At 65.1% G+C, this 21,415-nt stretch carries 21 protein-coding genes; 11 read left to right on the top strand and 10 right to left on the bottom strand.

What is annotated here, in order from left to right:
- Position 1 precedes the first annotated feature (1 nt).
- From ACNSN4_RS07080 to ACNSN4_RS07065, 4 genes are all read right to left on the bottom strand, one after another.
- A complete protein-coding gene (locus tag ACNSN4_RS07080) occupies positions 2 to 892 on the bottom strand; it encodes an arsenite methyltransferase (protein ID WP_418285096.1) in 891 nt (296 codons plus the stop codon).
- Entirely contained in the window at positions 889 to 1,326 is a 438-nt protein-coding gene (locus ACNSN4_RS07075; RefSeq protein ID WP_418285095.1) for an ArsR/SmtB family transcription factor, read from the bottom strand. Before ACNSN4_RS07075 ends, ACNSN4_RS07080 begins: the two co-directional genes overlap by 4 nt.
- Before the next feature lie 239 nt (positions 1,327 to 1,565).
- A complete protein-coding gene (locus ACNSN4_RS07070) occupies positions 1,566 to 1,817 on the bottom strand; it encodes a DUF7999 family protein (RefSeq protein WP_418285094.1) in 252 nt (83 codons plus the stop codon).
- Between the two features lie 106 nt (positions 1,818 to 1,923).
- Positions 1,924 to 2,343: a universal stress protein gene (locus tag ACNSN4_RS07065; protein ID WP_418285093.1), complete on the bottom strand. Its 420-nt coding sequence runs from the start codon at positions 2,341 to 2,343 to the stop codon at positions 1,924 to 1,926.
- A 133-nt stretch (positions 2,344 to 2,476) separates the two neighbouring features.
- On the opposite strand from ACNSN4_RS07065, the gene ACNSN4_RS07060 reads away from it, so the two are divergent.
- Positions 2,477 to 2,974, top strand: a complete 498-nt coding sequence (locus tag ACNSN4_RS07060; protein WP_418285092.1) for an NYN domain-containing protein — start codon at positions 2,477 to 2,479, stop codon at positions 2,972 to 2,974.
- 84 nt (positions 2,975 to 3,058) lie between these two features.
- Here the strand turns inward: ACNSN4_RS07060 and ACNSN4_RS07055 are convergent, their stop codons facing one another.
- Positions 3,059 to 3,754: a S26 family signal peptidase gene (locus ACNSN4_RS07055; RefSeq protein WP_418285091.1), complete on the bottom strand. Its 696-nt coding sequence runs from the start codon at positions 3,752 to 3,754 to the stop codon at positions 3,059 to 3,061.
- Positions 3,755 to 3,819: 65 nt separating this feature from the next.
- Between ACNSN4_RS07055 and ACNSN4_RS07050 the strand changes: the two genes are divergently transcribed.
- The gene (locus tag ACNSN4_RS07050; RefSeq protein ID WP_418285090.1) at positions 3,820 to 4,989 is read left to right on the top strand and encodes a glycine cleavage system aminomethyltransferase GcvT; all 1,170 of its coding nucleotides are present in this window, start codon (positions 3,820 to 3,822) and stop codon (positions 4,987 to 4,989) included.
- A gap of 528 nt (positions 4,990 to 5,517) precedes the next feature.
- Here the strand turns inward: ACNSN4_RS07050 and ACNSN4_RS07045 are convergent.
- Entirely contained in the window at positions 5,518 to 6,327 is an 810-nt protein-coding gene (locus tag ACNSN4_RS07045) for a hypothetical protein (protein ID WP_418285089.1), read from the bottom strand.
- A gap of 171 nt (positions 6,328 to 6,498) precedes the next feature.
- On the opposite strand from ACNSN4_RS07045, the gene fdhF reads away from it, so the two are divergent.
- Both fdhF and ACNSN4_RS07035 read left to right on the top strand, forming a co-directional pair.
- Positions 6,499 to 8,679: a formate dehydrogenase subunit alpha gene (gene fdhF / locus ACNSN4_RS07040; RefSeq protein WP_418285088.1), complete on the top strand. Its 2,181-nt coding sequence runs from the start codon at positions 6,499 to 6,501 to the stop codon at positions 8,677 to 8,679.
- Between the two features lie 102 nt (positions 8,680 to 8,781).
- Positions 8,782 to 10,500, top strand: coding sequence for a formate--tetrahydrofolate ligase (locus ACNSN4_RS07035; RefSeq protein ID WP_418285087.1), 1,719 nt, complete (start codon positions 8,782 to 8,784; stop codon positions 10,498 to 10,500).
- Between the two features lie 5 nt (positions 10,501 to 10,505).
- On the opposite strand, the gene moaC is transcribed toward ACNSN4_RS07035, so the two are convergent.
- The 3 genes from moaC to ACNSN4_RS07020 form a co-directional block, all read right to left on the bottom strand.
- Positions 10,506 to 11,048, bottom strand: a complete 543-nt coding sequence (moaC, locus tag ACNSN4_RS07030; RefSeq protein WP_418285086.1) for a cyclic pyranopterin monophosphate synthase MoaC — start codon at positions 11,046 to 11,048, stop codon at positions 10,506 to 10,508.
- On the bottom strand, positions 11,041 to 12,510 hold the full coding sequence (locus ACNSN4_RS07025; protein ID WP_418285085.1) for an NAD(P)H-hydrate dehydratase: 1,470 nt from the start codon (positions 12,508 to 12,510) through the stop codon (positions 11,041 to 11,043). Before ACNSN4_RS07025 ends, moaC begins: the two co-directional genes overlap by 8 nt.
- A gap of 252 nt (positions 12,511 to 12,762) precedes the next feature.
- Positions 12,763 to 13,593, bottom strand: a complete 831-nt coding sequence (locus ACNSN4_RS07020; RefSeq protein WP_418285084.1) for a TrmB family transcriptional regulator — start codon at positions 13,591 to 13,593, stop codon at positions 12,763 to 12,765.
- A 289-nt stretch (positions 13,594 to 13,882) separates the two neighbouring features.
- On the opposite strand from ACNSN4_RS07020, the gene ACNSN4_RS07015 reads away from it, so the two are divergent.
- A complete protein-coding gene (locus tag ACNSN4_RS07015) occupies positions 13,883 to 14,677 on the top strand; it encodes a TrmB family transcriptional regulator (RefSeq protein WP_418285083.1) in 795 nt (264 codons plus the stop codon).
- A gap of 134 nt (positions 14,678 to 14,811) precedes the next feature.
- Positions 14,812 to 15,066: a HalOD1 output domain-containing protein gene (locus tag ACNSN4_RS07010; protein ID WP_418285082.1), complete on the top strand. Its 255-nt coding sequence runs from the start codon at positions 14,812 to 14,814 to the stop codon at positions 15,064 to 15,066.
- 45 nt (positions 15,067 to 15,111) lie between these two features.
- On the opposite strand, the gene ACNSN4_RS07005 is transcribed toward ACNSN4_RS07010, so the two are convergent.
- The gene (locus tag ACNSN4_RS07005) at positions 15,112 to 15,465 is read right to left on the bottom strand and encodes a DUF7344 domain-containing protein (protein WP_418285081.1); all 354 of its coding nucleotides are present in this window, start codon (positions 15,463 to 15,465) and stop codon (positions 15,112 to 15,114) included.
- Positions 15,466 to 15,773: 308 nt separating this feature from the next.
- Here ACNSN4_RS07005 and ACNSN4_RS07000 point away from each other — a divergent pair, with 308 nt between their 5' ends.
- The 5 genes from ACNSN4_RS07000 to ACNSN4_RS06980 all read left to right on the top strand — a co-directional run bounded on the left by ACNSN4_RS07000 (position 15,774) and on the right by ACNSN4_RS06980 (position 21,288).
- Positions 15,774 to 16,607, top strand: a complete 834-nt coding sequence (locus ACNSN4_RS07000) for an MBL fold metallo-hydrolase (RefSeq protein WP_418285080.1) — start codon at positions 15,774 to 15,776, stop codon at positions 16,605 to 16,607.
- Positions 16,608 to 16,716: 109 nt separating this feature from the next.
- Entirely contained in the window at positions 16,717 to 18,243 is a 1,527-nt protein-coding gene (locus ACNSN4_RS06995) for a hypothetical protein (RefSeq protein ID WP_418285079.1), read from the top strand.
- A gap of 95 nt (positions 18,244 to 18,338) precedes the next feature.
- Entirely contained in the window at positions 18,339 to 19,244 is a 906-nt protein-coding gene (locus ACNSN4_RS06990) for a phosphoribosyltransferase HisG-related protein (RefSeq protein WP_418285078.1), read from the top strand.
- A gap of 624 nt (positions 19,245 to 19,868) precedes the next feature.
- Complete coding sequence (locus ACNSN4_RS06985) at positions 19,869 to 20,261, top strand: DUF5805 domain-containing protein (protein ID WP_418285077.1); 393 nt, start codon at positions 19,869 to 19,871, stop codon at positions 20,259 to 20,261.
- Positions 20,254 to 21,288, top strand: a complete 1,035-nt coding sequence (locus ACNSN4_RS06980) for a tyrosine-type recombinase/integrase (RefSeq protein ID WP_418285076.1) — start codon at positions 20,254 to 20,256, stop codon at positions 21,286 to 21,288. The genes ACNSN4_RS06985 and ACNSN4_RS06980 overlap by 8 nt, the downstream gene beginning before the upstream one ends.
- Positions 21,289 to 21,415: the final 127 nt, after the last annotated feature.

The raw sequence follows: 21,415 nt of genomic DNA, 5'->3' as shown, positions 1-21,415 counted from the left end.
TTCACCGCGGTTTTCGCGCCTCGATCGTCGCCGAGACGACGTACTCGCTCGGGTCGCGGTCGGCGTCCCAGTCTCGGATGAACGACTCGCTCGCTTCTTTCGGATCGATCTCGATTTCCGTGAATCCCGCGTCCGCGAGCATCGACTCGATCTCGTCGATGGTCGCGGCGCCGGCGACGCAGGCCGAGACCGACGACGGGTCGAGCCGCACGTCGTCCGGGAACGGCGCCGTCTGAACCACGTCGGAGACAGCGAGTCGTCCGCCGGGACGGAGGACGCGGACCGCCTCGCGGAACACCTGCGGCTTCCGCGGCGAGAGGTTGATCACGCAGTTCGAGATGACGACGTCGACCGTCTCGTCCGCGACCGGCAGGTGCTCGATCTCGCCGAGCCGGAACTCGACGTTCTCGGCGTCGTTCTTCGCGACGTTCTCGCGGGCGCGTTCGACCATCTCCGGCGTCATATCGACGCCGATGACCCGTCCGTTCGGACCGACCTCGCGGGCCGCGAGGAAACAGTCGAACCCGCCGCCGGAGCCGAGGTCGAGGACGGTCTCGCCGGCGCTGAGGGCCGCGAGCGCGGTCGGGTTCCCACAGCCGAGCCCGAGGTTCGCACCTTCGGCGACCGCGTCGACGTCGGTCGAATCGTAACCGAGGCGAAGCGACTCCGAGCCGGGATCGACCCCGGCGTTTCCGTCGCTCTCACAGCATCCCGTGGACTCGCCGGGGCCAGCCTCACGGCACCCGGCGTCCGAGTCGGTCGCGCTCCGGGCGATCCCGCCGTACCGCTCCCGGACGACGCGCCGCTGCTCGGCCGGGTCGATCGGACCGGTGCTCGCGTCAGTGCTCGCGTCGGTGCCCGCGTCGTCGCCCGCCTCTGCCGGATCGCTCACGATCGGTCCTCCGATCCGGCGTCGAGAACGGCCGTATCAGGTTCCGGTCGCGTCCCGTCGAGGACCGCAAGCAACCGCTCGGCTCGGGGTGTTACGTCGTAGTACCGCCAGCGGCCCTCCTTGCGACGCTTGAGGAGGTCGGCGTCGTGCAGCCGGGAGAGCGCCTGACTGATCGCCCCTTGGCTCACGTCGAGCGCGGGCTCAATCTCACAGCCACAGACGCCGCCGTCGGCGGCCGCGACGAGACGAAGCGTCTCGTACCGCGTCCGGCTGCCGACCGTTGCGAGCGTCTCGACGTCGACCGCGAGGTCCCGCTCCGAGAGCGTGTGCGTAACGCCCTCGCAACGTCCGTCGTCCGCCGCCGATGCGCCCGCTGGCCCGATCGAGTGGGTCGTTGCTCCCCCGGAACGACCGTTCGCCGGTTGTTCACTCATAGTAGTGCGTACTAATATAAGCGTATTCTAATATAGCTATTGCGGTCGATCTCCCCTCGAATGCTCGGTATACGAGGAGGGATAGCGGCTGATAGGCAGCGACTGACGGCAAGCCGAGGGGAGACTGCGGGCGGTGGCGGCCCGCGAGACGGGACGGAGGACGTAACGGACGGTGAGGTCCGGCAGCGCCGGTCAGTTGAAACGATCGATGGGGATCACCGACGATCGATTGGGATCACCTACTGCTCAGTCCCCCCGTCGGTGTGTGCGGTCCGTACGGACTCGGCGCACCAGACGTTACTCCGACGGCCCGCCCGCGACAGCTCCATGCGGACGACTGAGCCGACCGGGAGGTCCGCGACCCGCTGACGCGCGTCGTCGTCGACGTACTCGACGATGTGGTACGTCTCGTTGCGGGGATGTGCACGAACGGTGGTGCAATCGTGATCGTTCTGCTCGGAAATGACGGTGAATGCGTTTGATTTCGCCATCTTACTTCGGTATTCTTGGACACTATACTTCAATACTCCGTATATTCACTACAGTCGTCAGTGAGGTCGTAATACGAATATAAGGGATCGAAGGCCCGACGATGAGCTACCTGACGACGGTCACCGGCGCCGCCGATCCGCGAACGATCTTCTCCGCGATGTTACCGACGAGTAGTCGGTCGGCGAGGCTGCCGCTGTGGCTCCCGATGACTACGGCGTCGAACTCCTCGGAGATGTTGATCACCGCTCGTGCGGGATGCCCGACCTTGACGACCGTCTCGATCTCAACGTCGGACTCGGCGGCGATCTCGCGGACGCGATCGAACAGGTCGCCCGCGTGTTCCCGTGCGGCCGCCTCGGGATCGTCGGCGAGGGCGATCCCGGCCGGACCCCCCATCATCGACGACGGCTCGCCGACGATGTGAACCACCGTGATCTCGGCGTCCGGGTGGGCGTCGAGCGCGTATCGGAGCGCGCGCTCTGCCATCTCCGAGTCGTCCATCGGCACCAGCACGCGAGATATCATAGTGGTGATACACTCGATATGGTAATAAGTGACAGGTCATCGGGAACGGTCGGCTATACCTCCACCTTTGACCGAGAACGGCTTCCCGTCGCAGACCAGCACGCCTATTTTCGCTCGTCCCCGACCGTTTTCCATGGACACCACTGGTCGGGCGGACGACGAGCCGGTCGGCGTCGCGCTGTTCGTCGACGGCCCGAACGTGCTGCGCGAGGAGTTCGACGTCGACCTCGACGACGTTCGGACGACGGCGGAGGCGGTCGGCCCGCTCGTGACGACGCGCCTGTACCTCGACGAACACGCGACGCCCGGACTGATTCAGGCCGCCGAGGCCCGCGGCTTCGAGGTCGTCATCACCAGCGGCGACGTCGACGTGAAACTCGCCGTCGACGCGGCTCGATTCGCGGCCGAAGGCCGGATGACGACGCTCGCGATCGCCTCTCGTGACACCGATTTCAAGCCGGTCCTCGAGACCGCGAACGGGTACGGTATTCGAACCCTCGCGATCGCGCCCGGCGAGTTCGGTCGCTCCGACGCCCTCCGAAACGCCGCGAACGACTCGGTGACGCTCGACGGAGACGTCGACGACGCTGAGAAATCCGCCGACGCGACCGCCGAAGCGTCTTCCGAGTGAAAGCGCCGCTCGGAAACGACTGATTCTCTCCGCTGGAGACCGCCGACATCCCCCACCGAGACGACGGACGCCCGCTCGACCCTGTTATACTCGCCGTCGCTTTCCGACCCATCCGATCACGGTCGCCCCGACCCCGCCCAGTATCGCTGCGAGGCCGCCGACGCCGAGCATCGTCGGTCCGATCCCGAACCGGGCGATCGCGGCGTCGATCCCGACGCGTACCCAGCCCAGGTTCGGCACCGAGACGAGCGCCTTCGCGCCGATCCACTCCGGCCTGACGACCGGGGCCAGCCCGGCGCTCTGGTCGTACTCCCCGTTGGCGTCGCCGTAGGTGACGTAGCCGCCGTGGGGAGCGGGGCAGCTGGTCAGCGCCTCACAGCTCCCGTCGAGCAGCGCCGGGTCCGCGCGCTCCGTCCAGTCCTCGCCCTCGCTCACTGAAAAGGCGATCCGGTGGAGGATCGGGCGATCCCCGCTCTGTGGAGGAGCGAACACCGCGACGTCGCCCGGCCCGCCGAGTCGCGTGGGCGCGCCCGGCTCGTGGCTCCCGACGAGTCCGCCCCACGGGAACCGCTCCGTCGACGTGACGACGACGAGGTCGCCGCGCTCGACCGCCGGGGCCATGCTCCCGCTCTCGACGGCGACGAACGGGGGCCACGCGCCGACGACCGCGGCGACGACCAGGGCGACGAGGAGGACCGCCGCGGCCGGAGCGAGGAGACCGGCGAGGTTCCGAGTCACGTCCGGGAGAACGGTCGGCGTCGATTTGAGCGTGTCGGCCATACGAACGTGCCTCCCTCACTTCGTTCATGACAAGACCTTAGGTTCGTCCCGAAGACGTGATCCCCATGACCGACCGACTCCCCCCGCTTCACGCGGCCCACGACACGCGCGGCGCGAAGTTCACCGACTTCGGCGGCTGGCAGATGCCCGTCGAGTTCGATTCGATCCGCGAGGAACACGCCGCGGTCCGCGAAAGCGTCGGGATCTTCGACGTCTCGCACATGGGCGAGATCGAGGTGTCGGGACCGGACGCGACGAGGCTCATGAATCGCCTGACGACGAACGACGTGACCGCGCTCGATCCCGGCGACTCCCAGTACGCCGCGATCACGACCGAGGAGGGGATCATGCTCGACGACACCGTCGTCTACCGGCTGCCCGACGGCGTCGCGGCCGGAACGGGGGCGGCCGCGCTCGCCGACCTCGACCGCGATCTCGACGCGCCCGCCGCCGACCCGGCACACCCCGCGTACCTCTTCGTGCCGAACGCGGGCCACGACGAGCAGATGTACGACCGGTGGGTCGATTACCGCGACGACGAGGGGCTGGACGCCGCCGTCGAGAACGTCACCGACGACTGGGCGATGCTCGCCGTTCAGGGTCCGGACGCGGCCGACGCGCTCGACGACGCGACCCCGGCGGACCGCGTGGTGGGCCTCTCGAAGTTCGAGGCGACCGTCGCCGCGGTCGACGGCGTCGACAGCTGGGTCGCTCGGACGGGCTACACCGGCGAGGACGGCTTCGAGGTCATGTGCCCTACGGGCGACGTCGAGACGGTCTGGACCGCCTTCGGCGACGCCCAGCCGTGCGGGCTCGGCGCGCGAGACACGCTCCGGACGGAGATGGGGTACCTCCTCTCCGGACAGGACTTCGACCCCGACGAGGAGCCGCGGACGCCGTACGAGGCCCGAATCGGGTTCGTCGTGAAGCTCGACACGGAGTTCGTCGGTCGCGACGCGCTCGAAGCCCAACACGAGGAGGGGGTCGACGAGAAGTTCGTCGGCGTCCGCCTGCTCGACCGCGGCGTTCCCCGCGGCGGCTACGCGGTCACCGACGGCGACCTCACCCGGATCGGTCACCTCACCTCCGGAACGATGAGCCCGACGCTCAACGAGCCGATCGGATTGGGGTACCTCCACGAGAGCTACGCCGAGGCCGACGCGGAGGTGAGCGTCGTCGTTCGCGGCGACGAGAAGCGCGCCGAGGTCGTCATCCCGCCGTTCGTGGACCGGTAGGCCGGAACCGATTCCCATTTGAGGGCTTGTTGAAACCGCAGCAGGAGATCCGTTCTGACCCGACCGGGATCAACGCAGACGCAACGGCGATCGATAGCGAGAGTGAGTGTTGCAGGTCGGTGGTGGCGATACAGTCTTTAAGTAACCGTGAGCGACAGCAACGGTCGGTGATTAATAACGGTGCGGTGGCGTGCGCCTGCGAGCGCCCGGAGGGCGCGAGCAGCCCGCACGAGGGAGTCGGTGGTCCGGAGCGAAGCGGAGGACCACCGATGAGGCCGGGGAGGCGTGAGGCTGCGGAGGCGTGAGGCTGCGGTTGCGGTTCGGGTGGGGTTTTGAAGATGTTCACCGCAGAGTTGTCAATCGTTTATAAACAGCCGCCAGCAACACAACTCAATCCGTGATAAACAACGGCTCCAACGTACTGCAACGCTCACTCCCGCGACTGATCAAAAAGTCCCTTTCAACGACCGGCTGTTCCACGCTTAAGCAAATCTAAAATAGCGTCTCAACAGGGCCCTTCGAATCGACTCAGTCGTCGAACTCCTCGGCGTACACCTGCTGAATCGTTTGATAGAGCCGCCAGTGATCGACATCCAGATCGCGTGCAACCGCGCGAACTGCGTCGAGATATCGGTCGTAGTCGTCTACGGTCGGGGCGTCCGGGAAGGGTCCCTCCAGATCCCCCAGCGCGGCGACGACCTGCCACTCACGGTCGCCGAGGACGAAGTGCCGATCCGGCTCGAGGAACCACAAGAATGCGGAGCCGACCGCGACGTCGACGCCCGGAATACGGGTGAGCGCGTCGAGCGCCCGGTGGTGGGGCGGCGAGTCGGATACAGCCGACTGCTCAGTCTCATCCGCTTCGCTCGCTTCGTCCGCCGCGTCTGTCTCGTCTGCGTGATCTGCTTCGTCCGCCTGCTCTGCTTCGTCCGCCTGATCGGCTTCGTCCGCCTGCTCTGCTTCGTCCGCCTGATCGGCTTCGTCCGCCTGCTCTGCTTCGTCCGCCTGCTCTGCTTCGTCCGCCTGCTCTGCTTCGTCCGCCTGATCGGCTTCGTCCAGCGCGTCGATCGCGTCCCACAACCGGCCTCGCAGCTCGCGGCGGTCGGCGTCGGCGACCGCCGATTCGACGGCTCTCCGTTCGACGTGATCTATCGCCTCGACGCGACGGCGGAAGTACCATCGGACGATCCATTCGACGTCTCGCTTCCCGTACTCGCCCTCCCGAAACGCCTTCGACAGCGACCCGATCGCCTCGTCTTCGACCGGGTAATAGGGGGCGGAGTCACGGTACGCCTCGGCGTACGCGTCGACGTCGATATCTCCGAGCGACGGTCCCATACCGACCGATTGCGGGCACGAAATAAAACCGTTCGGCGGCAGAGGGGTGCAGACGCGTTCGCGGAGACGTCCGTGGGGAGTCCCCACGGGGCCGCTCGTGGGAACCACCGACACACTCATGAGTTATGGGTCATAAATCATGTCATATGAACACACATCGAGGTGAGAGTCATGTCCGCTGACGAGGGCGAGCCGGTCAAGACCATCTGCCCGTACTGTGGGGTCGGGTGCGGGATCAAGGTGAATCAGGGCGACGACCCGGGCGACGTGAACTTCATGCCGTGGGGCGAGGCGCCCGTCAACGAGGGGCGCGTCTGCATCAAGGGCGGCGCGGCGACGCAGGTCGTCGATCACGAGGACCGGCTGACCGAACCGCTGATCAGAGAGGACGGGGAGTTTCGCGAGGCGACGTGGGAGGAGGCCTACTCGCGGATCGTCTCGGAGATGGAGGGGATCCGCGAGGAGCACGGCCCGGACGGAATGGGCTTTTTCGGCTCCTCGAAGACGATGAACGAGGAGAACTATCTCCTCCAGAAGCTCGCACGCCGATACGGCACGAATCAGGTCGACAACTGCACGCGGATGTGTCACGCTTCCACGGTGTGGGCGCTCCGGACCAGTCTCGGGCAGGGCGCGATGACCAACAGTATGGCGGACCTAGAGGAGTCTGCGGACGTCCTCTGGATACAGGGGGCGAACCCCGGCGAGCAGCATCCGATCGCCAACAGCCAGTACTTCCGACAGGCGGTCTTAGAGGGCGCGACCGTCATCCAGGTCGACCCGCACGCCAACAAGACGACGCGCTCGTTCGAGATCGAGGAGACGGAGCGGCACATGCACCTCCAGTTGAACCCGGGGACCGACATTCCCCTGTTGAACGTCGTGCTCAAGACGGTCCTCGAACGCCACGAGGAGGAGCCGGACGCGGGCTGGATCGACGAGGAGTTCGTCGAGGAGCGCACGGAAGGGTTCGAGCACCTGAAGGAAACGCTCGACGACTTCGACAAGGCGGCGGCCGCGGAGGAGGCTGGCGTGCCGCTCGAAGACATCGAGATCGCCGCCGAGAAGTACGCGATGGCGAACAACGCCGCCATCTTCACCGGAATGGGGATGAGCCAGCACACCTGCGGCGTCGACAACGTGCAAAACGAGATCAACCTCGCGCTGATCACGGGGAACCTCGGGAAGCCGGGAGCCGGCGTCAACCCGCTTCGCGGGCAGAACAACGTCCAGGGAACCTGCGACGTCGGCGCGATGCCGAACGTCTTGCCGGGGTACCAGCTCGTCGACGACGACGAGGCCCGCCGGTCGGTCGAAGCGGAGTGGGGCTTCGAGGTCCCCGACGAGCCGGGACTCACGAACGTCGAGATATCGCATGCGATCGGCGACACGGTCCACGGGCTGTACGTGATGGGTGAAAATCCCATCATGAGCGAACCCGACGGCAACGAGACCGAGAAGCGGTTCAAGGAGGACCTCGAGTTCCTCTGTGTCCAGGACATCTTCATGACGGAGACCGCCAAACTCGCTGACGTGGTCCTCCCGGCGACGACGTGGGCCGAGCGCGGCGGCACCGTCACCAACACCGACCGACGCGTCCAGCTGATGCGCGGCGCCGACAAGGTCCACGAGAACACCAGACACGACCTCGACATCCTGATGGACATCGGGAGCCGCCTGTTCAGCGAGGAGGAGTTCCGGTTCGACGACGTTGAGGCCGTCTTCGAGGAGCTTCGACAGGTGTGTCCGATCTACCACGGGATGACGTACGACTCGCTCGGTGAGACCGGGATCCAGTGGCCCTGCTACGAGGAGGGCGACGAGGGCGACCAGTACCTCTACGCGGACTCGTTCGACACCGAGAACGGTCTCGGACACATAGAGGGCGTCCAGCATCAGCCGCCCGCGGAGGTCCCCGACGAGGAGTACCCGCTGATCCTCACGACCGCTCGTCTGGAGGAGCACTACAACACGGGGACGATGAGCCGCCGGTCCCCCACGCTCCTGCGCCAGCACCCCGAGAACTTCGTCGACGTCCATCCGAACGACGCCGAGGCGTACGGGATCGAGGACGGCGACACCGTGACCCTCCGGTCGCGGCGCGGCGAGATCGAGGTGAAAGCGCAGGTGACCGAGGACATCAAGGAGGGCGTCGTCTGGACGACCCCGCACTTCGCCGCCGCGTCCGCTAACCGGCTCACTAACGACGTGCTCGACGATCGGGCGAAAATCCCCGAGTACAAGGCCGCGGCCGCGGACATCGCGGTCACCGTCTCGGACGGCGGAACCGCGGATGGCCGAGCCGCGGATGACGCGTCGGGCGGCGACGGCGCGGAGCCGGCCGACGACTGACTGCGCGCGCCCTGTATTCTACTATCACGGCTTCCGGCCGCCCACGTCACACGCCAGCACACACCGAACAATCCTCATACTCTCCCCCTGTGAAGGGCCGATATGGGACTCGATTCCGCTGCCGAGGCCGTCGATGTACCGGAGTCCGATCTCGCGGTCGCGCGGGCTGCCGATTCGCGGCCGATCGCAGACGTCGCCGCCGACCTCGGACTGGGCTCGGCCGACATCGAGCCCAGAGGCGACGGGATCGCGAAGCTCACCCACGAGGCGGTCCGTTCGGCGACGGCGGACCCGGACGCGGTCGATAGCACGACCGTCCTCGTGACGGGGATGACACCGACGCCGAAGGGCGAAGGGAAGACGGTGACGACCGTGGGACTCGGACAGGCGCTCTCGGCGCGGGGCGAGTCGACCGCGCTCGCGGTTCGGGAGCCGTCGCTCGGCCCTGTCTTCGGAGTCAAGGGCGGCGCCGCCGGCGGGGGCTACTCGCAGGTGCTCCCCATGGAGGCGATCAATCTCCACTTCACCGGTGATATCCACGCGCTCACGGCCGCACACAACCTCATCTCGGCCGCCCTCGATAACCACCTCCATCAGGGGAACGAGGAGTCGGTCGACGTGCGACGCGTCGATTGGCCCCGCGCCCTCGATGTCAACGACCGTGCGCTCCGGGAGACGGTGGTCGGGCTCGGCGGACCCGCGCGGGGGGTCCCTCGCGAGGACGAGTTCGTCATCACCGCGGCCTCCGAGCTAATGGCCGTGCTCGGGCTCGCGAGCGACCTCGCGGATCTCAAGGCGCGTATCGGGCGGATCGTCCTCGCCGAAACCGCCGACGGCGACCCGATCACACCGGCGGATATCGGTATCGCCGGCGCGGTCACCGCCCTGCTGCGTGACGCGTTCCGTCCCAACCTCGTCCAGACCAACGAAGGGGTCCCCGCCTTCGTCCACGGCGGTCCGTTCGCGAACATCGCTCACGGGACGAACACGCTGGTCGCCGATCGCGTCGGCGCCTCGCTCGCGGACTACCTCGTCACCGAGGCCGGATTCGGGGCGGATCTGGGTGCCGAGAAGTTCGCGCACATCGTCGCCCGAGAGGGGATCGTCCCGGATGTCGCCGTCGTCGTCGCCACCGTACGGGGCGCCAAGCGACACGGACTGGAGATGTGGCCGACCGACTTCGACGCGCTCGACGAGCCGGATCCGGAGGCGGTGCGGGCGGGGGTCGCGAACGTCCGCCGCCACGTCGAGGTCGTCGAGTCGTTCGGGATTCCGACGGTCGTCGCGGTCAACGTGTTCCCGGACGACGCGGAGGCGGAACTGGCGGCGCTCGAATCGACGCTCGCCGAGAGCGACGTCGCCGTCGCCCGCTCGACCGCGTATCTGGACGGGAGCGACGGGGCGCTCGACCTCGCCGACCTCGTCCGCGAGCGAGCCGGAACCGGCGAGTACGCGCCGCTGTACGACCTCGACGCGTCGCTTCGCGAGAAGATCGAGACCGTCGCCCGTGAGGTGTACGGTGCCGACGGCGTCGAGTACGTCGACGGCGCGAGCGACGATCTCGATCGGATCGAGGAGTGGGGACACGGCGACCTCCCGATATGCGTCTCGAAGACGCCGTACTCCTTTGCCGACGATCCGTCGCTCACGGGCGTTCCGGAGGGGTGGACGCTCACCGTTCGGGAGGCGAGTCCCTCCGCCGGCGCCGGGTTCGTCGTGGTCAAGACCGCGGACGTGATGACGATGCCCGGACTGCCCGCGAGACCCGCCGCCGAGGGGATCGACGTCGACGCCGACGGCGACGTGAGCGGGCTGTTCTGAACGGGTTACTTACCCCCGTCTCCGTCACCGACCACCCGCTTCTCCTTCTCGACGACCGCGACGTCCGCGATCCGCGTGTCCGGGTACTGTCCGTCCGCGTTCTTTTCGGCCGCTTTCACCATGTCCCAGACGACGTTGAGACCGGTCGTGACCCCCTCCAACGCCTCCATCTCACAGCCCGTCTTGCCGGTCGTCTCGACGGCCACGGTCAGTTCGATCCGGTCGGCGCCGACCGCGAAGTCGGTGTCGACGTTCGTGATCGGGATCTGGTGACACATCGGGATCGTCTCCCACGTGTGTTTGACCGCCTGTACCGCGCCGATCCGCGCGGTCGCCAACACGTCTCCCTTCTCCACCGCGTCGGCCTCGACGGCGGCGATCGTCGACGGCGTCAGTCGGATCTCGCCGCGCGCGACCGCGCGACGGCTCGTGTCCGGCTTCGCGCCGACGTCGACCATGTCGACATCGCCGGCGTCCGTCGTGTGTGTCAGCGCCGCTGCGGGGTCGCCGTCGGCGGGTTCTGCTCCCTCCGCGTCCTCGTCACTCATTACGCATAGCCTGCGGGAGCCGGTCGATTAAGTCCGTCGCCACCAGCCCGTACCCGTTGTCCGCGGCGGCGAGATCGCCCGCGGTCCCCGTGACGTACGCCCCGACGGCCGCGGCGCGGAAGGGATCGGTCGTCGCCGCGAGCGCGCCGACCGCCCCGGCGAGCACGTCCCCGGTCCCTCCGACCGTCATCCCCGGGTTCCCCGTGCGGTTCAGGCGGACCGCGTCCGACGGGCCGCTTTCCTCGTCGCTCCCGGCGGCGATCACGTCGTACGCGCCCTTCACCAGCAGGGTGTGACCGAGTTCGCCGGCGAACGCCTCGACGAGCGCGGCTCGCTCGTTCGGATCGTCGGCGGTCTCGCCGCCCATGCCGACCAGTTCGCCCTGATGCGGCGTGCAGATCAGCTCGGCGTCGGTGTCGATCTCGGGGACGATCCGGAGGGCGTCGGCGTCGACCACCGCGCGACCGTCGAACTCGGCGAGGAACTCGCGGACGAACGCGGCGGCGCCGTCGCCGTCGCCGATTCCGGGACCGAGCACCACGACGTCGTTTCCGTCGGCCAATCGGAGCGCTCGTTCGAGGTGGTTCGGACCGACGCGGTCGCCGGGGAGGTCTCGGACGATCAGGTCGGCGGAGTACCCCTGGACCTCCCGGGCGACGGATTCCGGACACGCGACGCGGACGAGGTCGGCCCCGGTCCGGAGCGCGGCACGCGCCGACAGCGACGGAGCGCCGGTGTAGGGGCCGCCGCCGACGACCAGCACCTCGCCGTTTTCGCCCTTGTGCGAGTCGGGATCGCGTGCGAGCCCGAGCAGGTCGCCCGGCCCGGTGAACCGCTCCGCGGCTCGGGGGATCCCGATGTCGGCGACCGTCACCGCGGCGTCGAGACGGTCGAGCCCGGGTTTCGCGTCGTGGAAGGTGACCACTCGATCCGCGTCGACGAAGACGGGACGGTCGCCGTCGGCGGTCGGTTCCCCCGTGTCGGCGTCGATCCCGGAGGGAACGTCGACGGCGACGACGGCGGCATCACTCCCGTTTATCCGCCGAGCCGCGGTCCGCTCCGGCTCGCGGAGCGCGCCCGTCGCTCCCGAACCGAGCATCGCGTCGACGACGAGATCTGGACCACCGAGCCCGAGGTCGGCCGAGTCGCCGACGACCTCGGTCGGGACCTCGGCCGCGGTCAGGGCGTCCCAGTTCTCGCGCGCGATGTCGGTCCCGATGGTCCCCGGTCGCCCGAGCAGGTGAACGGTCACGTCGTAGTCGTCGAGAAAGCGTGCGGCGACGAGCGCGTCGCCGCCGTTGTTCCCGCGCCCGCAGACCAACGCGATCGAGGCGCCCGGGTCGGCGACCGCCCGGACCTCTCGGGCGACCGCGTTGCCCGAGGACTCCATCAGCTGTTTTTGCGGCACGCCGAGGGCCGCGGCGTTGGCGTCGACCGCGGCCATTCGGTCGGTCGTGATCATAGGTCGCAGTTCACGTGCCGTCGGATTAAGCGTGACGCGGGGGACGGCCAACGAGGGACCGACCGTCCGTCGCGACAGCGGGTCGGAAAACGCCCGTCAGTAGGACGGGACGTTCGGAGACGACGCAGGTTCGACGAGCTCGGCGAGCCGCGGGAAGACGTAGTCGGCGGTCTCGGCGTACCGCGTCCGATCGAAGTACTCGGCGCGTCCAGCCAATGAACCTGACCCGTGTGCTGCGGCGTGCCAGCTCACTCAGGCCTCGCCTTTTTTCGGGTCGTTTTCCACCAGTAGCCCGGTAGCCATCAGCCGTCGAACGATGGTGACGAGGCCGTTATCGAATCCTCGTCCGAACACACCCTGTTCGTGTTCTCGCTCGTCGCGACGGGCCTCGGTGAACGAACTCACCAGGATCGCCTCTCGATCGGTCAGTAACAGTCGGCTGATCTCGGTGTCGTCGCCCGGAAGCGGCGAGCGACTCACCCAGTCCAGCTCCGAGAGGAACACCGATACACCCGGAAGCTTGGCTTGGATATCGCTCTGTAGTTCCTCATCGACCGTACCGACCATGACGTTTAATCCCCGGTCGTTGGCGCCGTTCAGCAGCTCTGCCAACTGGTCGGTAAATATGCTCTCGTGCCCGATCACGAGGATTACCTCGTCAGTCGCGCCCTCGATCAACTGTTGGGTCCGACTCGTGATGCCCTGATCGCCCGAGATCGCCCACACCTCGTGAGTCGCTTCAGTGACGCTTTCGTCATCAGTCGGTTCGAGCCCGCTCAGTGCGTCTCGGAGTGATTCCGCGCGCTCCACGTACTCGGTCCGGAGTGTATTGACGGCCTCATCGATAGAGACCGCACGAAACATCCGTGGGTTCGAATGCTGGGTCTCGACTAATCCTTTCGATTCTAACACCCGAATTGCGTCGTAGACGCGCGTCTGGGGCACTTCAGAGGTCTCTCCGATGTCTTTTGCCGTTCCGCTTTTGCGGCGTGCGAGTGCTACGAACGACTTGGCCTCGTATTCTTTGAGGCCGAGTTGTTGGAGCAGTTCGATCGCTTGGTCTTGATTTGATGTGTTGTCCATTGGTCCCAACCTCGGCTGCTATACCCTCATTTGTCCCCCGGATGTTTAGTACATCGCACCGAGACCCCGCCATGTCACTCACATAATCACCTAATTATGCCGGAACTAGCGACTTCGGGCCCGGAACAGTCGTATCACAAAGCTGTTCACCCACTTAATCACAACACATCTTTGTACCGGTAGCACGGATCGTAGCGTGGCGTGTAACTTCAGAACTGGTCCCAACCTCTCTGTCGCTACACGCCAAGCCACCACCTTCGGTGGTTTTCACGGGAGCGGTGACGACACAATGTCCGAGGATTCATCGGACCGAGCACGGTCCACGGCCATCAGGCAGCTCAAAGCACTCGGTCTCAGTACCTACGCCGCCAGAACGTTCGTCGCACTCGTCAGCCTCGACGAAGGGAGCGCTCAGGACGTGAGTGAGGTTGCCGACGTGCCTCGAACGCGAGTCTACGACGCGGCCGACGAACTCCGTGATCGCGGCCTCGTCGACGTAAAACAGTCGAGTCCCAAGCGATATTGGGCGATTTCGACGGAAACGGCGGGTCGGCACTTCGGACAGGAATACGAACACCGCGTGACCTCACTGACAGACGCGCTGGACACGCTCGACTCGGGAAATCATACCACCGAACAACGAGGTGTCTGGACGGTAGTCGGCCGTGATACCGTAAGTGAGCGCGTGATTGATTTCATCTCGACTGCCGACGACGAGATCGTCTACATGACCGCGGAGGAGGTGCTCAGCGAAGAGATCGCCGAAAGTCTCTCGCGTGCGAGTGATCGCGGAGTGTCGGTTCGTCTCGCAGAGATGTCTCGGTCCGCCCAAGACCGACTCGAACGCAAAGTTCCCGACGCGCAGCTGTTCGAGTCACTGTGGGACTGGTCGGACACGCCTGCCGGTCGCCTCCTGATGGTGGATCAGGAGCAGACGCTCGTGAGTGTGCTCGTCGACGGCAACGGTGAGCACCCGCCCGAACCGCGAGACGAAACGGCCATCTGGGGGACGGGAGCGACGAACAGCCTTGTCGTGATTCTGAAGACCGTGTTTACCTGGCAGCTCAATAACAACCGCGAGTAGCTCGATAATCAGTTACTCAGATAATCACAACAGCTCTATACGGGCCCAGACCGAACGGTCAGTAAGAGAAACCGTAGTGGGTTCCACCGGTGTCGTTCTCCCAATAACAGTGATACACAATGCGTAACAACACAATGACTCTGGATACCTCGGAGATAACTGACGAGCACTGTGTAACGATCATCGAAGCGGTCGCTAAAGCCACTAACCGGATGCCGACCGATCTGCCGCCACTGCAGGATGCCATCGATTCAGATGCACTTGATACGCTGCTCAATGGACGGTCGTCCTCGGTAGTAGTCTCGTTTCGATACGCCGACACCGACGTCTCGGTGAACAGAAACCGGCACGATGGCATTGAAGTTCAGGTCGATGGTAAGACCGTCTGATTGCTCCACTCGCCTTCGGAGAGAATTCCGGTAGACGATCCGCGATCAGGGGATCGGTGGTGACCGCTCTTCTCGCTGGGCGTCAATCGCCTCAAGCAGGGACAGAACGTCTTGGAACGCTTCGCCTCGATACACCACGCCCCGACCGGCGTCGTGCTCAATCACGTTCGCGTCCTGTAACATCGGCAGGTGAATGTGATGAAGCCCGATACCTCGACGTTCCACCGAGTCGTCTTCCGCTGAATACTCCGAGTCCGCCACTTCTAGATGTTTCTTGAGCTGGCTGACAGTCGTCTCCTCAGCGGCGTCTGCCATCTGACGGAGGATCTGTCGTCGCTGCTGTCTGGTCAGCAGCCGTAGTGCTGTCTCGGTCGATATCCGCTGTTGTAAGTCATTCATGATGGTCCCGTTCTGGTCGGGACACTGGCTCGCGTGAACGCTAGATACTTCACAGACCGTGTGAAAACCCGTGTCGGTAACCCGAATCCTCACACTCTGCTGGAGATTTGAAGCCAAAGCGGATCGATTCGAGGTGACGTGATCTTCGTCGTTGCATTGAGACGCTGGTCAGTTCCCGAGAGCACTGATTCCATATAGCGACATATCATATATGGGTCGCAACTCGGACAGCATCTTGTTCGTTCCTATCCGACGGAATTGGCACGAACTCCGCAACGATTACCCCACACGCCCCCGCAGCGACACCCATGACGAACTCCGACTGGGGGGAGTGGCTGCCGCGTGCGGTCGCGGACGCCGACCCCGACACCGTCGCGCTGTGGTATCTCGGCTGTAACGGTTTCGCGATCAAGGGCAGCGAGGGGACGGTCATTTGGATCGACCCCTACGTCGGGACCGGCGACCCGCCCCGGACGATCCGGATGATTCCGGTGCCGTTCGACCCCGAAGACGTCGACGTCGCCGACGCGGTGCTGGCGACCCACGAGCACACTGACCACGTGCACGGTCCCTCGCAGGCGCCGATCCTCGCGAACACGGACGCCGACTTCGTCGCGCCTGACGACTCGATCGCGGTCGCTCGCGAGGAAGAGGAGTGGACCGAGGAGTGGGCGGTCGACGACGAGGCCTTCTGTGAAGTGATCGAGGGCGACGAGCTTCGGATCGGCGAGTTCACCGTTCACGTCGTCGAAACGCACGACTCGGACGCGACGCATCCGGTCGGATACGTTATCGAACACGCGACGGGCACCGTGTTCCACGCCGGTGACAGCAAACCGTCTCCGTCCTTCCCGTCTCTCGCCGATCGCTTCGACATCGATCTCGGAATCCTCGCGTTCGGCTCCGTGGGGATGGTTCCTGACAAAGAGACCGGCGAACCGGTCGAGACGAAGTGGTACAGCGACGAAAACGAGATCGCCGCCGCCGCGGCAGACCTCGCGCTCGACCGCCTCGTGCCGACCCACTGGGACATGTGGAAGGGGCTGACCGCGGATCCGACAGCGCTTCACGAGCACGTTCGGAGCCGTTCGCATCCGAATCAGCTGGCGATCGTCGAGATCGGCGACCGAATCGACTTATAAACGAATCTGCGACGGAGTTCGTCGTCCGGCCAATTTTCACGCCGCTTCGGTTATCAACGCCGAAACATAGCCCGTGGAATTTAAGCCCCTGCTCCGGGAGTCTCACGATATGAGCGAACGGACGGCAGAAGCGACGACGACCGTCGACGAGGACGGTATTCGCGTCGAGAAATCCTTTACCGACGACGCGTTTCCCGTACCGGCGGTGATGTACGAGCTCTCCTCAACCCGCGAGGACCCGGTCCGCATCCGGATCGTGGACCGTATCCCGGAGTCTTTCCCGATGGACCAGATCGGGTTCCATCCCGACTACGAGAGCGAGAACTGGACCGCGTACAAGGACCACCGCGTCGAGTTCGAACGCGTCCTCGAGCCTGGAGACGTCGTCGAGACGGTCTTCGGTATTCGCGACGACGAGCCGGATCTGGACGGCTTCCTCGGTACGCCCGTCATCGAGCACGTCCCCGTCGGTGAGGAGATCGAAGATGTCCTCGGAACCGGAGACACAGACGCTGTCAGAGAGGTTCTCTCGGGGGATCGCGCGACGCTCCCCGGAATGGAGGAGCCGGTTTCGGACGTAGATAACTCGGCGACCGCGGATTCGGGTCCCGCGGATGGAGAACCGTCGACACCCGCACCTCGCACAGTCTCGGCTGGCGGAACCGCCGCTGTCACGCCACGCGCCGAAGGGGAATCCGACGAGATCGGTGAGACAGAACCGGACGCGGAAGCCCTCGACGAGGCCGACTCGGTGGACGATACCGACGAATCGGACGACGGGTCGGAGCCCGATGCAGACGGCGCATCACAGACGCGGCCGTCCGCAACGGCGGACGCAGGCCTCGCGGCTGCGCTCGCGGCCGAGATCCGAGCCGACGAGGTCGACGAGTCCGATCTCGCGACGCTCCGCGACGAGCTCGAGGTGAGCGTCCCCAAGAGCGTCGATGTCCGAATCGCGCGCTTACAGTCCAGCGTCGCGGATATCGAGGCGTACGCCGACGCGCTCGCGGAGTTCATCGACGGCGAAGGAACCGCACGGGCGATCCTCGAGGACCTCGACGAGACCGTCGAGACGGTCGAATCCGAGATGTCCGCGATCGACGATCGACTCGCCGCCGCCGCCGCGGATCGCGAGGACCTCCGAGAGGACGTTTCGCAGGTCGACGACTCGGTGTCGTCGGTCTCCTCGGACGTCGATAGCGTGGGTGAACGCGTAGACGGTGTCACCGACCGAGTTGACGGCGTCGAAACGACGGTCTCGACGGTCGAAACGACGGTCGATGAGGTCAGCGATGATGTCTCTCGGATCGACGACCGGACCACGGAAATCGGTCATTCCGTCGAGGACCTCGGAGACGACGTCGAGACGCTGTACGAACAGGTCGACGACACGGCAGCGGGGCTCGAATCGACTGAAGACCGCGTCGACGACGTCGAATCGCGCCTCGGTCGCTTCGACGAGGAGTTCGACGACTTGTGGGACGACCTCGCCGAGGTCGACACCAGACTGACCGACATCGAGGATCGTCTCGGCGATGACCTCGGCGACGTCGAGTCGGAACTCGACGACATCAACGCACACCTCGAAGAGTTGGAGGCCTTCCGCAAGCGGCTCAACGAGGCTTTCGGCCCGTAACGCCTCGATAGACCGTCAGTGGGTTCGGATCAGCGGTTCGGGCGATTCGAACGGAAAGCGCAACCCGTTTTAGCTGTGGTGACCCACTCCCGATAATGAGTGAACCGGTGCCGGTCGCCGTCCCCCGCAAAGGGAGGCCGCTGGAGGCGGTCCTCGAACGGATCGCGAACGCCGGGGACGACAGCCGGCTGGAGGATCTCGCCGACCGCGTCAGCAACACCCTCAGGTACGAGAAAGCGGTCACGAAGGGCCGCGTCGAGGCCGAGCACGGCCCCTACAAACGATTGATGGAGTACTCTGATCCGGGTGAGCCGAACGAACCGGAGTTTACGCTGATGCGCGACGACCGCGACGGAAAGCCGCGTCGGATCGTGTTCGATGCGGCGACGGTCGATCTCGGCGCGACCAGCCTCAAGCTCGTCGGCCGCGAGGAGCCGTTTCGAGCGCTCAGAACCCACGAGTTCGCACTCGGTTTCGACTCCGCCGACCTCGTCTTGGAGGAAGTCGTCGGGATCCGTCCGGGAGGGCTCGGCACCATCGCAGACATCAACGAGCGGATCGACCCGGTCGACACCGATGTCCGCGTCGTCAACGGTCTCGGGGACACCGTGTACCACACGCTGATGGGGCAGCCGAAAGCGATCGACCCGACAGTTACCCTCGACCGCGACTTCTTCGAGAAATACGAAGGGGACCTGTGTATATCACCGCGGTACGAACGGCTCGTCACCGCCGTACTAGGCACGGATGCGCTCGACGAGGTGGAGTTCGTCTATCCCAGCCCCGACGAGGAGGAGGAGGCCGCGATCGCTCGGGCGGGCCTCGGCGTCTACCTCACCGTAACCGGGTCGACAGCCCGGGAACACGGACTCGTCGTCGGCGAACATCTCTTCCCGAGCGAGACGGTACTGATGCGAAACGCCGCCGAACGCGACCCGAGCGTAGAACGCGCGCTGGCCGTGCTGGACGTCGACGAGCCCGCGTCTGAGATCCAACTGTAACTCCCCGCATCGATATCGCGATATGCGATATACGTGATCGCGAATCGCTGGTGTTTCGACTCGCGCACGAGTGATCGGTTACACCCCTTTTGTCGGCGTCTCACGGACTGTAGCAGTTCCAAGACACGCGGAGTACAACAGCATCCAAGACGCCCTCGCGACGCTCTGTGCGATTCACTATCCCTGTGGAAGGGAGTCGAGTGACATCAACGGCGCGTGTACCGACCGCCGGAACGGCCGAGTGACCCATAGGATCGAGGGGGCCCTAACTCGCGCTCTCGTCGTGGCGACCCGGTACGCGACCCACACACCTGGCCGACCACGACGCTCGCTTCGACGGTAGCGACGGACGTCGGACACGACCGAAAAACCAACTGTACCGAATTTGGTGACCGCGACGACCACCGTTGAACGACACAATAGGAGAGTACGAATCACGTTCACAACGAACAGTGCCTATATTATATCCCGGAATATAGGAACTCGATCGAAAATAGTAGTACTAGAATAGCGTATTACCGTATCCTCGCGGTCGATATATGGTACCTACATTTTGGATAAGTGACCTTATCCGGAATTGTGGGATACATTGAAGTCACCGGCTCGTGAACTACCGATCGAGCGATGAGCGACGATCGCCGATCGGTGAAAACGTACGTACCCGCCGAACAGAAGGGTCGGTGGCAGGACCACGCCGCCGAACTCGGGATGTCACAGAGCGAGTTCGTCAGAACGATGGTACAGGCCGGGAGACGAGGGTTTACCACGTCGCCCTCGACAAATCCCGTGGAGTCCCCTCCCGAGGGGTCTGACCCCAGGGGTGACGCCCCGGAAATTGGGTTGGAGAGCGAGGTCGAAGCCGCCCTCGCCGCGGAGCCGCACTCGTGGGAGGAGCTCGTGGACGCGGTGATCGGTGACTTCGAGGCGCAGTTGGAGGACGCGCTCGATTCTCTCCAAGGTCGCGATCGTGTTCGATACAACGGACGGAAGGGTGGGTACGTGTTGACAGATGAGTAGCGCACGTGCCCCTGCCGACGTCGAGGATCCGATAGGCTACTTCATCGAGGACCTGACGTACCACGGAAAGACCGAGCGAACTCGGGAGTCGTACGGGCGCGTGCTTCGGCAGTTCGAGGCGTTTCTGGACGCCGAGACGACACCCGGAACCGCTACGCACCGCGACTGCATGGCATTCGTTCACTCACTGCGCGGCGAGGTCGCAGACAGCACGGTCGCGACGTACGCGGCTTACCTCCATCGGTTTTACGGGTACATGACCGAGGTCGGGGTCTTCGACGGCAATCCGATGACGCTCGTGATGGAGGAGATGGACGAGACCGTTGATAAAGACCCGGCTCGACGGGATATTCCGATTCCCACCATGCGGTCGTTCGTCACCGATATCCGCCATCCGCTTCACCGAGCGCTGGTCGTAACGCTCCTCAAAACGGGGATGCGTGTCGGCGAGCTCTGTAATCTCGATCTGCGCGATCTCGCGGTGGCGGACGACGAGCTGTCCGACGCGTTCGATCTCGGGGCCCGACCGATGCTCGCCGATCGGCCGAATTCGCTGTATGTGACTCCTGACGCGACCGTCGGGAAGGAGCTGAACGGGGAGGTGCGGACCGCCTCGAACAAGCGAAAGCGCGGAACCGTGATCCCCGTCGACGACGAGCTCGCCCGGACGCTCAAACGGTGGCTCGCGATACGCCCGGACACGGATTCGCCCGCAGATCCGTTGTTTGTCGGAACTGCGGAAGCGTGGGGCGAACGGCTCGATCCGGAGGCCGTACGCCACATCGTCGAGGGATACGCCCGCGAAGAGGGGTGGTATCGCACGGGGGGCGGGGCCACGGAAAACGTCACACCTCACTACTTCAGACACTTCTTCACGACGCATCTCCGCGACCGAACGGGGGACCGCGGGGTTGTCAAGTATCTGCGCGGCGACGTCGCCGACGACGTGATAGACACGTACACCCACAACTGGGGCGATCAGGTCCGAGAGACGTACGAGGCGAACATCTACCGACTCCTCGCGTAGGTAACCGGCGACTCCGGGTGTTCGCCGGTTTTTCGTCGACGAGCCGTATTCTGTTGAGTAAAACCCGACTCATTTTGTGTCCGCTATCCACCTCATGAAGCTTATGTTGCTATATGGAATCTGTGCC

The organism is Halorubrum marinum (genome assembly GCF_048381195.1).
Classification (GTDB): domain Archaea; phylum Halobacteriota; class Halobacteria; order Halobacteriales; family Haloferacaceae; genus Halorubrum.
The sequence above is the reverse complement of the archived record's forward strand: the minus strand, read 5'-3'. Positions and strand labels throughout refer to the sequence as shown.

Coding starts and splice junctions, on each gene's coding strand:
- ACNSN4_RS07010 (WP_418285082.1), top strand. CDS start 14,812: ATGACTCTGGATACCTCGGAGATAACTGACGAGCACTGTGTAACGATC.
- ACNSN4_RS07060 (WP_418285092.1), top strand. CDS start 2,477: ATGGACACCACTGGTCGGGCGGACGACGAGCCGGTCGGCGTCGCGCTG.
- moaC (WP_418285086.1), bottom strand. CDS start 11,048: ATGAGTGACGAGGACGCGGAGGGAGCAGAACCCGCCGACGGCGACCCC.
- ACNSN4_RS07070 (WP_418285094.1), bottom strand. CDS start 1,817: ATGGCGAAATCAAACGCATTCACCGTCATTTCCGAGCAGAACGATCAC.
- ACNSN4_RS07035 (WP_418285087.1), top strand. CDS start 8,782: ATGGGACTCGATTCCGCTGCCGAGGCCGTCGATGTACCGGAGTCCGAT.
- ACNSN4_RS07050 (WP_418285090.1), top strand. CDS start 3,820: ATGACCGACCGACTCCCCCCGCTTCACGCGGCCCACGACACGCGCGGC.
- ACNSN4_RS07025 (WP_418285085.1), bottom strand. CDS start 12,510: ATGATCACGACCGACCGAATGGCCGCGGTCGACGCCAACGCCGCGGCC.
- ACNSN4_RS06980 (WP_418285076.1), top strand. CDS start 20,254: ATGAGTAGCGCACGTGCCCCTGCCGACGTCGAGGATCCGATAGGCTAC.
- ACNSN4_RS07075 (WP_418285095.1), bottom strand. CDS start 1,326: ATGAGTGAACAACCGGCGAACGGTCGTTCCGGGGGAGCAACGACCCAC.
- ACNSN4_RS06985 (WP_418285077.1), top strand. CDS start 19,869: ATGAGCGACGATCGCCGATCGGTGAAAACGTACGTACCCGCCGAACAG.
- ACNSN4_RS06990 (WP_418285078.1), top strand. CDS start 18,339: ATGAGTGAACCGGTGCCGGTCGCCGTCCCCCGCAAAGGGAGGCCGCTG.
- ACNSN4_RS07000 (WP_418285080.1), top strand. CDS start 15,774: ATGACGAACTCCGACTGGGGGGAGTGGCTGCCGCGTGCGGTCGCGGAC.
- ACNSN4_RS06995 (WP_418285079.1), top strand. CDS start 16,717: ATGAGCGAACGGACGGCAGAAGCGACGACGACCGTCGACGAGGACGGT.
- ACNSN4_RS07005 (WP_418285081.1), bottom strand. CDS start 15,465: ATGAATGACTTACAACAGCGGATATCGACCGAGACAGCACTACGGCTG.
- fdhF (WP_418285088.1), top strand. CDS start 6,499: ATGTCCGCTGACGAGGGCGAGCCGGTCAAGACCATCTGCCCGTACTGT.
- ACNSN4_RS07020 (WP_418285084.1), bottom strand. CDS start 13,593: ATGGACAACACATCAAATCAAGACCAAGCGATCGAACTGCTCCAACAA.
- ACNSN4_RS07065 (WP_418285093.1), bottom strand. CDS start 2,343: ATGATATCTCGCGTGCTGGTGCCGATGGACGACTCGGAGATGGCAGAG.
- ACNSN4_RS07055 (WP_418285091.1), bottom strand. CDS start 3,754: ATGGCCGACACGCTCAAATCGACGCCGACCGTTCTCCCGGACGTGACT.
- ACNSN4_RS07015 (WP_418285083.1), top strand. CDS start 13,883: ATGTCCGAGGATTCATCGGACCGAGCACGGTCCACGGCCATCAGGCAG.
- ACNSN4_RS07045 (WP_418285089.1), bottom strand. CDS start 6,327: ATGGGACCGTCGCTCGGAGATATCGACGTCGACGCGTACGCCGAGGCG.